Annotated in this window: 6 protein-coding genes, 3 tRNA genes and 3 rRNA genes; 10 read left to right on the forward strand and 2 right to left on the reverse strand. The window is 48.4% G+C overall.

Translation table 11 applies throughout. The features are described 5' to 3' along the window. Positions 1 to 224: 224 nt before the first annotated feature. The 10 genes from TSUB_RS03345 to mepA all read left to right on the forward strand — a co-directional run bounded on the left by TSUB_RS03345 (position 225) and on the right by mepA (position 10975). Positions 225 to 1775 (forward strand): 16S ribosomal RNA (locus TSUB_RS03345). A gap of 98 nt (positions 1776 to 1873) precedes the next feature. Continuing rightward, positions 1874 to 1950, forward strand: a tRNA-Ile gene (locus TSUB_RS03350). Positions 1951 to 2067: 117 nt separating this feature from the next. Further along, positions 2068 to 2143 (forward strand) — tRNA-Ala (locus TSUB_RS03355). Positions 2144 to 2425: 282 nt separating this feature from the next. After that, a 23S ribosomal RNA gene (locus tag TSUB_RS03360) occupies positions 2426 to 5304 on the forward strand. 89 nt (positions 5305 to 5393) lie between these two features. Further along, positions 5394 to 5509: ribosomal RNA gene (rrf, locus tag TSUB_RS03365) — 5S ribosomal RNA — on the forward strand. Together the 16S, 23S and 5S rRNA genes with 3 tRNA genes alongside form the textbook arrangement of a ribosomal RNA operon. Positions 5510 to 5522: 13 nt before the next feature. Then, positions 5523 to 5599, forward strand: a tRNA-Asp gene (locus TSUB_RS03370). A 579-nt stretch (positions 5600 to 6178) separates the two neighbouring features. Further along, complete coding sequence (locus tag TSUB_RS03375; RefSeq protein ID WP_087025288.1) at positions 6179 to 6910, forward strand: response regulator transcription factor; 732 nt, start codon at positions 6179 to 6181, stop codon at positions 6908 to 6910. A 93-nt stretch (positions 6911 to 7003) separates the two neighbouring features. Then, positions 7004 to 8923 carry a TonB-dependent receptor domain-containing protein gene (locus TSUB_RS03380; RefSeq protein ID WP_087025285.1) on the forward strand — a complete coding sequence of 640 codons (1920 nt, stop codon included), beginning with the start codon at positions 7004 to 7006 and terminating at the stop codon, positions 8921 to 8923. 202 nt (positions 8924 to 9125) lie between these two features. Next, positions 9126 to 10100, forward strand: a complete 975-nt coding sequence (locus TSUB_RS03385; protein ID WP_087025282.1) for a sugar-binding transcriptional regulator — start codon at positions 9126 to 9128, stop codon at positions 10098 to 10100. Between the two features lie 26 nt (positions 10101 to 10126). Then, positions 10127 to 10975, forward strand: a complete 849-nt coding sequence (gene mepA, locus TSUB_RS03390; protein WP_087025279.1) for a penicillin-insensitive murein endopeptidase — start codon at positions 10127 to 10129, stop codon at positions 10973 to 10975. Between the two features lie 15 nt (positions 10976 to 10990). On the opposite strand, the gene TSUB_RS03395 is transcribed toward mepA, so the two are convergent. Next, positions 10991 to 11245: a YfhL family 4Fe-4S dicluster ferredoxin gene (locus TSUB_RS03395; RefSeq protein WP_087025276.1), complete on the reverse strand. Its 255-nt coding sequence runs from the start codon at positions 11243 to 11245 to the stop codon at positions 10991 to 10993. A 3-nt stretch (positions 11246 to 11248) separates the two neighbouring features. Continuing rightward, a complete protein-coding gene (trhP, locus tag TSUB_RS03400) occupies positions 11249 to 12607 on the reverse strand; it encodes a prephenate-dependent tRNA uridine(34) hydroxylase TrhP (protein ID WP_087025273.1) in 1359 nt (452 codons plus the stop codon). Positions 12608 to 12706 lie beyond the last annotated feature (99 nt).

The following is a 12706-nucleotide window of genomic DNA, read 5'->3' on the forward strand; positions in this document are numbered from 1 at the left end:
GTTACCAAGTAAGGCAACAGCGTTCTTTAACAATATGACCATGCAATCTGTGTGGGCACTCGTTGAATAGATAGTCAAAACTGTTTGTCTTCACTTTTAAAAGTGAAAGCAAATGTGGCATCAATGATACTAGTGACCAAATTAAGACTTCGGTCTTAGCACAGTCAATTCATTACTTAGCAATAAGTAATATCAGTATTCATTGAGTCCAAATCAAAAATCTTTAATTGAAGAGTTTGATCATGGCTCAGATTGAACGCTGGCGGCAGGCCTAACACATGCAAGTCGAGCGGAAACGACTTAACTGAGCCTTCGGGTGACGTTAAGGGCGTCGAGCGGCGGACGGGTGAGTAATGGCTGGGAACCTGCCCTAACGAGGGGGATAACCATTGGAAACGATGGCTAATACCGCATAATCTCTACGGAGCAAAGAGGAGGACCTTCGGGCTTCTCGCGTTAGGATGGGCCCAGTTGGGATTAGCTAGTAGGTGAGGTAACGGCTCACCTAGGCGACGATCCCTAGCTGGTTTGAGAGGATGATCAGCCACACTGGAACTGAGACACGGTCCAGACTCCTACGGGAGGCAGCAGTGGGGAATATTGCACAATGGGGGAAACCCTGATGCAGCCATGCCGCGTGTATGAAGAAGGCCTTCGGGTTGTAAAGTACTTTCAGCAGTGAGGAAGGTTTAGTAGTTAATACCTGCTAGATTTGACGTTAGCTGCAGAAGAAGCACCGGCTAACTCCGTGCCAGCAGCCGCGGTAATACGGAGGGTGCGAGCGTTAATCGGAATTACTGGGCGTAAAGCGCATGCAGGCGGTCTGTTAAGTCAGATGTGAAAGCCCGGGGCTTAACCTCGGAACCGCATTTGAAACTGGCAGGCTAGAGTCTTGTAGAGGGGGGTAGAATTTCAGGTGTAGCGGTGAAATGCGTAGAGATCTGAAGGAATACCGGTGGCGAAGGCGGCCCCCTGGACAAAGACTGACGCTCAGATGCGAAAGCGTGGGGAGCAAACAGGATTAGATACCCTGGTAGTCCACGCCGTAAACGATGTCTACTTGGAGGTTGGTGTCTTGAACACTGGCTTTCGGAGCTAACGCGTTAAGTAGACCGCCTGGGGAGTACGGTCGCAAGATTAAAACTCAAATGAATTGACGGGGCCCGCACAAGCGGTGGAGCATGTGGTTTAATTCGATGCAACGCGAAGAACCTTACCTACTCTTGACATCTACAGAAGCTTGAAGAGATTCGAGTGTGCCTTCGGGAACTGTAAGACAGGTGCTGCATGGCTGTCGTCAGCTCGTGTTGTGAAATGTTGGGTTAAGTCCCGCAACGAGCGCAACCCTTATCCTTGTTTGCCAGCACTTCGGGTGGGAACTCCAGGGAGACTGCCGGTGATAAACCGGAGGAAGGTGGGGACGACGTCAAGTCATCATGGCCCTTACGAGTAGGGCTACACACGTGCTACAATGGCGCATACAGAGGGCGGCCAACTTGCGAAAGTGAGCGAATCCCAAAAAGTGCGTCGTAGTCCGGATTGGAGTCTGCAACTCGACTCCATGAAGTCGGAATCGCTAGTAATCGTAGATCAGAATGCTACGGTGAATACGTTCCCGGGCCTTGTACACACCGCCCGTCACACCATGGGAGTGGGCTGCACCAGAAGTAGATAGCTTAACCTTTGGGAGGGCGTTTACCACGGTGTGGTTCATGACTGGGGTGAAGTCGTAACAAGGTAGCCCTAGGGGAACCTGGGGCTGGATCACCTCCTTAACGATAAGACTGCTGTTAAATGCAGTGTCCACACAGATTGCTTGGTCGTAATGTGAAAGAATAAGACTTTAGGTGCCCAAACCTAGAGTACTCTTAGTGGGTCTGTAGCTCAGGTGGTTAGAGCGCACCCCTGATAAGGGTGAGGTCGGTGGTTCAAGTCCACTCAGACCCACCACTTCTACTTATCCGGCGTCATCTTTGATAGCTGCGATGCTCATGTGCTATCGCACACTGCGCTTCTCGCTTCAAACTTGACTGGGCTAAGCGAAGTGGTAACTAAGAAACTTATTGTGGGGCTATAGCTCAGCTGGGAGAGCGCCTGCTTTGCACGCAGGAGGTCAGCAGTTCGATCCTGCTTAGCTCCACCACTCTTTAAGTGTTTTCTCGCAGAGAATATTTAAAAAGTGGTCTTTGATAGATTCACATGCTCTTTAACAAACTGGAAAGCTGACTAGTAAATTCAATCGATAGATTGAATCGTTCATTGAAAAATGAACAAGTTCTCAAATCGTATTTACGCAAGTAAATACAACAAACACATTCAAGTGTCTTGTATTGAGTCCGGCGAAAACATGTAAACCTTGGTTGTTTGCCATACGCCTATGTGTCTTCACTTTCTAAAGTGAAATAAAGACGCCTTGGGGTTGTATGGTTAAGTGACTAAGCGTACACGGTGGATGCCTTGGCAGTCAGAGGCGATGAAGGACGTGCTAACCTGCGATAAGCCATGAGAAGACGGTAAGAGTCACTATACTCATGGATTTCCGAATGGGGAAACCCGGCCGCATAAGCGGTCATCATAACGTGAATACATAGCGTTATGAGGCGAACTCGGGGAACTGAAACATCTAAGTACCCGAAGGAAAAGACATCAACAGAGATTCCGAAAGTAGCGGCGAGCGAAATCGGAGTAGCCCTTAAGCTGGTTTGGGATTAGGTGAAGGCTCTGGAAAGTGCCGCGATACAGGGTGATAGCCCCGTAACCGACAATCCCTTATCAGTGAAATCGAGTAGGACGGCGCACGTGAAACGTTGTCTGAATAGGGGGGGACCATCCTCCAAGGCTAAATACTCCTGACTGACCGATAGTGAACCAGTACCGTGAGGGAAAGGCGAAAAGAACCCCTGTGAGGGGAGTGAAATAGAACCTGAAACCGTGTACGTACAAGCAGTGGGAGCCCTTCGGGGTGACTGCGTACCTTTTGTATAATGGGTCAGCGACTTACATTCTGTAGCAAGGTTAACCGAATAGGGGAGCCGTAGGGAAACCGAGTCTTAACTGGGCGTACAGTTGCAGGGTGTAGACCCGAAACCAGGTGATCTAGCCATGGGCAGGTTGAAGGTGAGGTAACACTTACTGGAGGACCGAACCGACTAATGTTGAAAAATTAGCGGATGACTTGTGGCTGGGGTGAAAGGCCAATCAAACCTGGAGATAGCTGGTTCTCCCCGAAAGCTATTTAGGTAGCGCCTCGGACGAATACTACTGGGGTAGAGCACTGTTAAGGCTAGGGGGTCATCCCGACTTACCAACCCTTTGCAAACTCCGAATACCAGTAAGTACTATCCGGGAGACACACGGCGGGTGCTAACGTCCGTCGTGGAGAGGGAAACAACCCAGACCGCCAGCTAAGGTCCCAAATTACTACTAAGTGGGAAACGATGTGGGAAGGCTCAGACAGCCAGGATGTTGGCTTAGAAGCAGCCATCATTTAAAGAAAGCGTAATAGCTCACTGGTCGAGTCGGCCTGCGCGGAAGATGTAACGGGGCTAAGTAGTAAACCGAAGCTGCGGCAATGCACTTATGTGTATTGGGTAGGGGAGCGTTCTGTAAGCTGTTGAAGGTGTGCTGTAAGGCATGCTGGAGGTATCAGAAGTGCGAATGCTGACATGAGTAACGATAAAGGGGTGAAAACCCCTCGCCGGAAGACCAAGGGTTCCTGTCCAACGTTAATCGGGGCAGGGTAAGTCGACCCTAAGGCGAGGCTGAAGAGCGTAGTCGATGGGAAACGGGTTAATATTCCCGTACTTCTTACAATTGCGATGGAGGGACGGAGAAGGCTAGGTGGGCCTGGCGACGGTTGTCCAGGTTCAAGTATGTAGGTTGGGTGTTTAGGCAAATCCGGACACCTAAGACTGAGATACGACGTCGAGCTGCTACGGCAGTGAAGTCATTGATGCCATGCTTCCGGGAAAAGCTTCTAAGCTTCAGATTGTAAGGAATCGTACCCCAAACCGACACAGGTGGTCGGGTAGAGAATACCAAGGCGCTTGAGAGAACTCGGGTGAAGGAACTAGGCAAAATGGTACCGTAACTTCGGGAGAAGGTACGCTCCTGTCGGTGAAGTCCCTCGCGGATGGAGCTAACGGGAGTCGCAGATACCAGGTGGCTGCAACTGTTTATTAAAAACACAGCACTGTGCAAAATCGAAAGATGACGTATACGGTGTGACGCCTGCCCGGTGCCGGAAGGTTAATTGATGGGGTTAGACTTCGGTCGAAGCTCTTGATCGAAGCCCCGGTAAACGGCGGCCGTAACTATAACGGTCCTAAGGTAGCGAAATTCCTTGTCGGGTAAGTTCCGACCTGCACGAATGGCGTAATGATGGCCACGCTGTCTCCACCCGAGACTCAGTGAAATTGAAATCGCAGTGAAGATGCTGTGTACCCGCGGCTAGACGGAAAGACCCCGTGAACCTTTACTACAGCTTGGCACTGAACATTGAGCCTACATGTGTAGGATAGGTGGGAGACTTTGAAGCGTTGTCGCCAGATAGCGTGGAGTCATCCTTGAAATACCACCCTTGTATGTTTGATGTTCTAACTTGGCCCCGTTATCCGGGGTGAGGACAGTGCCTGGTGGGTAGTTTGACTGGGGCGGTCTCCTCCCAAAGCGTAACGGAGGAGCACGAAGGTGGGCTAATCACGGTCGGACATCGTGAGGTTAGTGCAATGGCATAAGCCCGCTTGACTGCGAGACTGACAAGTCGAGCAGGTGCGAAAGCAGGTCATAGTGATCCGGTGGTTCTGAATGGAAGGGCCATCGCTCAACGGATAAAAGGTACTCCGGGGATAACAGGCTGATACCGCCCAAGAGTTCATATCGACGGCGGTGTTTGGCACCTCGATGTCGGCTCATCACATCCTGGGGCTGAAGTCGGTCCCAAGGGTATGGCTGTTCGCCATTTAAAGTGGTACGCGAGCTGGGTTTAGAACGTCGTGAGACAGTTCGGTCCCTATCTGCCGTGGGCGTTGGAGAATTGAAAGGGGCTGCTCCTAGTACGAGAGGACCGGAGTGGACGAACCTCTGGTGTTCGGGTTGTGTCGCCAGACGCATTGCCCGGTAGCTAAGTTCGGAATCGATAACCGCTGAAAGCATCTAAGCGGGAAGCGAGCCTTGAGATGAGTTCTCCCTGGCAGTTTAACTGTCCTAAAGGGTTGTCGTAGACTACGACGTTGATAGGCAGGGTGTGTAAGCGTTGTGAGGCGTTGAGCTAACCTGTACTAATTGCCCGTGAGGCTTAACCATACAACACCCAAGGTGTTTTATCGGACTTAATCGCGCTTGAATGTGTTGAGAGCAAGACGAATCAGTTTTCCTAGTTTGAACAAAATTTGCTTGGCGACCATAGCATTGTGGACCCACCTGACTCCATGCCGAACTCAGTAGTGAAACGCAATAGCGCCGATGGTAGTGTGGGGTCTCCCCATGTGAGAGTAGGACATCGCCAAGCTCCAAATTAGTGCGGAGTGGTAGTTCAGTTGGTTAGAATACCGGCCTGTCACGCCGGGGGTCGCGGGTTCGAGTCCCGTCCACTCCGCCAATCATTGAGTCCCTAGCAGCAATGCTGGGGACTTTTTGTATGTGCAGTATAGAGCGGTAGTTCAGTTGGTTAGCTTTTTACCTTGAAAGAAGCGGCCTGTCACGCTGCCGAAGGCAATCGCGGGTTCGAGTCCCGCTTGTACGCAAGCCCGGCCCTCCGCCACTTATACTAAGCCCGAGTCTTTTGACTCGGGCTTTTTTACGTCTGAGAGAGATATGTTCGCCTTGCAGGCGAATGAATCCCGCTGTACGCGAGCTCGGCCCTCCGCCACTTCTTAAGAAGCCTCGACTAGGCGTCCCCGACGAAAGACGAGGTTTTTTGCTATCTGCAGCATGGAAAAGGGACTCTCACGAGCCTGCGGCATGAGTCCCGCTTGTGCGCAAGCCCAGCCCTTCGTTTTGGAGCCACTCAATCGTTAGCTGTGCTCTCTGTGTTTGATTTTGGTCTAAAAGAGTACCGCTCATTCTCGATGGTCTTAAGAGGGATTCATTAGCGCCTCTTCTTATAACCATTACTTTATAATTCAACGCATTTTTGATAGTTTGGTTATCAATTAATAGCCTGTTTCATGGTGAGAAAATGCTATCTACTGAAAATATTTTTGATAAGAAACGCGTTTTGTTGGCGACGCCTGATGCCTTTGATGCGAATTATCCTGGGTATAGTTTGGCATTTTTTTTAAGCACCTTGAACAACGGTGATTTTGTCGTAACACACAAGCAATTTTCACAACTGTGCGACGTAGAATCGTTTGTTGATGAATATGATGTCATCGTGATCGGCGATGAAGAATTTACAGATCTAAGCAATGTGTTGCTTGAACGTATCCGTATCTACTCGACATTACCTGTATTAGTTTTAGTGTACGAATACTCACTGGCGCAATGTAATCAGTGCTTTGAGCGTGGGGGGGATGACTATGTAGCAGGCCCTAAACACTTGCAAGAACTCCCTTCTCGTATTGTTGCAACATGGCGGCGCTCACAGCGGGTCTCTGTTGCTTTATCACGTCACGAAATGTTGCTCGAAGACCTCTACCTTAATAGACGCAAGAGCATTGTAAAAGTTTCTGGAACAACGGTCGCGATGACTCCGATACAGTTCAGTTTGCTTTGGGTACTGGCGACGCATAGAACGCAAGTTTTAGATAAGGCGTTCTTGTATAAGAGCGTGTTGCAGAAGGCGCTGACACCGCATGATCGTACTTTGGATATGCATCTTAGCCGTGTACGGAAAAAGCTGACAGAAGCTGGTCTAGAGGCTGAGAGAATCCGCACTGTCCACGGTGTTGGTTATTGTCTTACATATTGATGTAACAGTTGTAAAAGTCCTTTACTGATAACACCGATAAATAGAGTATACCCTCCAATTGTTGATAATAGTTATCATTACTGGAAAGGATTTATGAAACACGGTCGTTCACCAAAAATTTCTCTCTTGGCGCTTGCAATAACAGGAGCATTATCTTCACCAACACTGGCGTCCGATGAGGTTGTCACTGTAGAAGCCGAGCGTATTCAAGACGCGAGTATTCATGTTGATGCGCTTTCGCTTAAACAGCGTCAGGCAAATGAACTTAATGATATTTTCAGAACGGAACCGGATGTTTCGGTTGGCGGCGGATCCAGTGTTTCTCAAAAGATTTATGTCCGCGGTCTTGAAGATAACATGCTCAATGTTCAAATTGATGGTGCGACGCAGTCCGGTAATCTGTATCACCACCAAGGGCGATTATCGATTGAGCCAGAACTACTTAAGCAAGTTGAGATCTCTGCAGGCGCTGGTCGCGCAACAGACGGTCCGGGCGCATTAGGTGGCGCAATACGTTTTAAAACCAAAGATCCTGAAGATTTACTGTCCGGTGATCAACGTGCGGGTGCATTGCTCAAGGCTGGCTACTTTAGTAATACAGACGGTGTAAAAACCAGTGCGAGCGGTTATGGATACTTAACCGATAATGTCAGTGCATTGGCGACAATTATCTACAGCGATCATGATGATTTTGAAGACGGTACTGGGTACAAACAACCGCATACCGCTTCTGAGCACAAGGTGGGTTTGGTTAAGCTGGTCGCAGATATCACAGAAGAGCACAAGCTAACTTTGAGCTTCGAACAGCGGGGGGATGAAGCGACGCGTTATCACCGTCCTCAATGGGTGCCAAGTAAGAAGAATATTCCTTTCGATCAAGAAATGATCCGCAGAACCTATACTGCAAATTTTTTGTATGAGCCTAGCCACATTGGTGGTTTTAGCTTAGACGCGACTCTTTACAACACTGATACGACGCTGGATCATTTGGATGGCCCGTGGGGAGACTTTGGTGGTACGGCAGAGACTTCAGGTGGCGATGTGCGTTTTACCTCAGTAGTTGGCGCGCTAAAACTTGTTTACGGTGTAGATTTTCGCCGTGACAAAGGTACGTTATCTAGTCCCGTTTATGGCGTTGAATCTGATAAGGGGAGAGTGTTAGGTAACTATATTCAAGGTGATTTCGAACTCACCAATAACCTGTTGTTTAGTGTCGGAGGGCGATTTGATACGTATCGTTTGCAAGAGACAACGGGTGCTGAGTTTAAGCATGAGGGCTTTAGCCCTAATGCACTACTCCAATACAGTTTTCCATCTAATGTGACGGCTTACATTTCGTACGCAGAGGCCATTCGTGGCGCACAAGTACGTGAAATCTTTAAGCTCGACGGCGCTAAAAGTAGCCCAGATCGAAAAGAAGAGAGCGCGAAGAATAGCGAGTTTGGTGTACGCTGGCATCGAGGTGGCTTTAACCTTTCTGCCGTCATCTTCCGAACCGATATTAGTGATGTTGTGGTTGAAGACTATTCTGTTAAGCCACGAGTTCTAAAAAATGATGGAGACTTGAAAAACGTTGGTTTCTCACTGAGCTCTCGTTATCGGTGGGAAGATTTTCAACTGGGCCTAAGTTACAGCCAGTCTCGCCCTGAACTCAATGGCGAGCCACTGAGTGATGATAATAAGGGCATTGGTACATCTATCGGTGATACTTGGGTACTGGACATGCACTATGACGTGATAGATAGCTTAAGTATCGGTTATACCGGGAACTATGTAGAGCGTTTGACCGATGTTGCTGAAGGGTATGACGAAAAGCCGGGTTACGCGATTCATGATGTCTATGCGCAATGGCAACCTCTCACCATGGACGAGTTGAAGGTCACATTCACCGTGAAAAATGTGTTCGATAAAGCGTACCGTGATCACGCGAGCTATGCAGAAAGCAATGCTATCGCAACGGGTACACTTCAAGCCGGTCGAGATATTCGATTGAGTGCCTCTTACGCCTTCTAGGTTATACCTACCCTTCTTAATGGGAGCCTTTAGCGGCTCCCTTTTCTATTCTCCCTTCTTTGTTTGCCGTTTTTACCCTTACGGATTAGCCCTTTAGTCTCAATTTTTTTTGCTACTATATAGGCTCGATACCCAAGTTATGCCTATTGGGATGTCAAGATGACAACCATAACTCACCGATAATCAGTAGCGAAGTAGTGACGTGGAACCTGTAGATAATGCCCCTGTTGACAGCGAACTGTTAACTGAAATATCCGTTGCCTATTACCAAGATGGTGATACTCAAGAAGCCATAGCGAAAAAGTTTGGACTGTCTCGAGTGAAAGTAGGCCGACTGTTGAAGAAAGCCCGAGAAGAGGGCATCGTTGAAATTACGGTGAAATATCACCCCGTCTTTAGTGCCAAGTTAGAGCAGCAGCTTAAGGAAAGGTTTAAGCTCAAGCGAGCACTTATCGCGTTGGATCAGCCTGATGATGAGTCACAACGTGAGCAGGTTGCGAGCTTGGCATCTAACTATTTATCTTCTCAAATTCGTGAAGGCACGGTCGTAACGGCAGGTCAGGGACGAAACGTTGCTGCAGTTGCAAAGCACGTGGGGGTTGTACCTCAAAAAACCTGCATTTTTATATCAGGCATTGGCGGTATTCATGGTGAAGGCAGTGATATCAACGCGGATCATATCTGTCGTCAGTTAGCGAAAAAGTATGGGGGTAATAGTGAGACGTTATACGCCCCCGCTTATGTTGACGATAAGCTGATCAAGCTGGCTTTTATGCGTAATTCAACGGTGAAAGGCAGCCTTGATCGGGCAAGAAAATCAGATATAGCGCTAATTGGTGTCGGTGATCTTAATGAAAAGAGCCATTTGGTGAAATTAGGTTGGTTTACGTCGCAAGAGATCATTGAAGCCAAAATTAAGAGCGGTGTTGTAGGTGACATTGCGGGTTATGACTTTATTAACGCGCGAGGTGAACCCGTGGATACCAGTATGAATGGGCGAGTGATTGGTCTCAGTATCGATGAACTACGACGCATTCCAACGGTCATTGCCGTTGCTTCAGAAGAGAGTAAGGCTCTAGCTTTACTTGGTGCACTGCGATCTGGCGTCGTTGATGTGTTGGCAACGAGTGTGAGTAACGCGACATCAATATTGAATTTGGATAAGCAGATGCCTTAACGGGCGCTGCGCATAGGGAGTAGTGAATGAGAGCAATGGCTTTAGGGTTAGCCTTACTTTCAAGTGGTGCTATGGCATCAGAGTGGCACCATGTTACCAAACCGACGAGCGGAGAAGGTAGTGCGATAGGTTCTTATGCGAATGGCTGTCTTTCGGGCGGACAGCCATTGCCGTTAGATGGTGAAGGTTATCAAGTTATTCGAACATCTCGTGAGCGCTATTATGGCCACCCGAACATGATCACCTTTTTGCAAGATTTAGGTAAACGGGTCAATCGGGCTGGCATCGATGATCTTCTGATTGGCGATATTTCCATGCCGCGTGGTGGTAATTTTGTTTCCGGTCATCAGAGTCATCAAACGGGCTTAGATGCGGATATTTGGATGTTAATGGCAGATAGAAAGATGTCGTTGCAAGAGCGAGAGTCCTTATCTGCGCTCAATATGGTGGATTTGAAAAACTATCGCATTCAGTTTAAAAATTGGACTGAGGATCATGCCAACATTGTTCGTTTTGCGGCAGAAGATGTCAGAGTGTCGCGGATTTTTGTCCATCCAGTGATTAAGGAAACTCTTTGCAGAGGGACTTGGGAAGATCGAAGCTGGTTGCGTAAGATCCGTCCATGGTATGGGCACACCTCGCACATGCATGTCAGGCTCACTTGCCCACAAGGCGATGCGTACTGTAAAAACCAAGCGGCACCACCTCCTGGAGACGGCTGTGGCAAAGAGCTTTATTCTTGGCGTCCAAAAGCACCGCCGAAGGAGCAAGGGCAGCAGCAAAGTGGGGTAAAAGAGCTTCGAGGGAATCAGAAGCCAGCGCGTGTGGTAAAAATAAAGCCTCAACAATGTGAGGCTGTATTGACTGGATCTTAAGTGCTGAAAGGGGGCTTATGCTAGCCCCTGAATTTGCACAAACTTATCAAGCAGTGCTTCTTCTGTTTCAACATTGTCTGGATCCACGATAATGCATTTGGTGATTGGGCAAACTGATTGACATGTCGGCTTCTCGTAGTGCCCTTTACACTCAGTACAGAGGTTTGGGTCGATCTCGTAGAACTCCTCGCCCATAGTAATAGCACCGTTTGGGCACTCAGGATCGCACATATCACAGTTGATGCATTTATCGGTAATCAGTAATGCCATGGATTAGCTACCGTGTGGATTACGGGTATTCTCGCCAGTATTAAGATTACGCATAAGCAAGCCGTACTCCAGATCCATATCAGCGGGAACAGGGATAAACACAAAATGCCCATTTCCTTTGGCATCATCGATCACTTCAGATTTACGGTTTTCCATCGTTTCGAGTGTGAAGATGACATTGCCTTTCGGTGTCATTAGCTCCAAGCTATCACCGACAACAAATTTATTTTTTACTTCGACTTCAGCAAGGTCGCCGCGACGCTTGCCGGTAAATTCACCAACAAACTGCTGTGCATCCGAGACCGAGTAGCCATAATCATAGTTCTGGTATTCAGTATGGTTGTGGCGCTTTAAAAAGCCCTCGGTATAGCCACGGTGAGCAAGGCTCTCCAGTGTGCCCATCAGGTTTTCATCAAATGGCTTGCCAGCTACAGCATCATCGATAGCTTTACGGTAAACCTGCGCGGTACGTGCACAGTAGTAGAACGACTTAGTACGGCCTTCAATTTTCAGAGAATGGACGCCCATTTTAGTTAGGCGTTCAACGTGCTGAACAGCGCGAAGATCTTTTGAGTTCATGATATAGGTGCCATGCTCATCTTCAAATGCTGCCATTTTTTCACCAGGACGGCGACCCTCTTCAAGCAAGACCACTTCGTCAGTAGGTTTACCCAGTCCTAATGTATTGTCTGGACGTGCTTCAGGCTCTTGAATTTCAACAATTTGGCCTGCGTCATTTTCAGTTGCTTTTTCAACGTTGTAATCCCAACGGCAAGCATTGGTGCATGTACCCTGATTAGGATCGCGTTTGTTGATGTAACCAGACAGAAGGCAACGACCCGAATACGCCATACATAATGCGCCATGGACGAAAACTTCAAGCTCAGTTTCAGGACACTGTTTACGAATTTCCTCAATCTCTTCAAGCGAAAGCTCGCGTGAAACAATGACGCGCTCGACACCTTGAGAGGCCCAGAACTTCACCGTTGCCCAGTTCACGGCATTTGCTTGAACCGAAAGGTGAATCGCAACGTCAGGGAAGCTTTCTCGCACCATCATGATCAAACCTGGATCAGACATGATGAGCGCATCTGGCCCCATATCTACAACAGGCTTTAAGTCACGAATGAAGGTTTTTAGCTTTGAGTTATGCGGTTGAATATTGCAAACCACATAGAATTTTTTACCTTGCGCGTGAGCTTCATCGATACCGATCTTGAGGTTTTCGTGATTGAACTCATTATTACGAACACGAAGGCTATAACGTGGTTGGCCAGCATAAACCGCATCTGCACCATACGCGAAAGCGTAACGCATGTTTTTAAGGCTGCCCGCAGGCGAAAGTAGTTCTGGTGTAAACATTGCTCTTTGTCTCGATTAATCTGATTGCAAATCAGGCCATACCACCTGGTGGTATGGAAGGAGGCTGGATTTTACAGCTTTAGCCGCGCAATAAAAAGG

Origin of the sequence: Thaumasiovibrio subtropicus (genome assembly GCF_019703835.1) — a bacterium.
Classification (GTDB): domain Bacteria; phylum Pseudomonadota; class Gammaproteobacteria; order Enterobacterales; family Vibrionaceae; genus Thaumasiovibrio; species Thaumasiovibrio subtropicus.

Coding starts and splice junctions, on each gene's coding strand:
- trhP (WP_087025273.1), bottom strand. CDS start 12,607: ATGTTTACACCAGAACTACTTTCGCCTGCGGGCAGCCTTAAAAACATG.
- TSUB_RS03375 (WP_087025288.1), top strand. CDS start 6,179: ATGCTATCTACTGAAAATATTTTTGATAAGAAACGCGTTTTGTTGGCG.
- mepA (WP_087025279.1), top strand. CDS start 10,127: ATGAGAGCAATGGCTTTAGGGTTAGCCTTACTTTCAAGTGGTGCTATG.
- TSUB_RS03380 (WP_087025285.1), top strand. CDS start 7,004: ATGAAACACGGTCGTTCACCAAAAATTTCTCTCTTGGCGCTTGCAATA.
- TSUB_RS03395 (WP_087025276.1), bottom strand. CDS start 11,245: ATGGCATTACTGATTACCGATAAATGCATCAACTGTGATATGTGCGAT.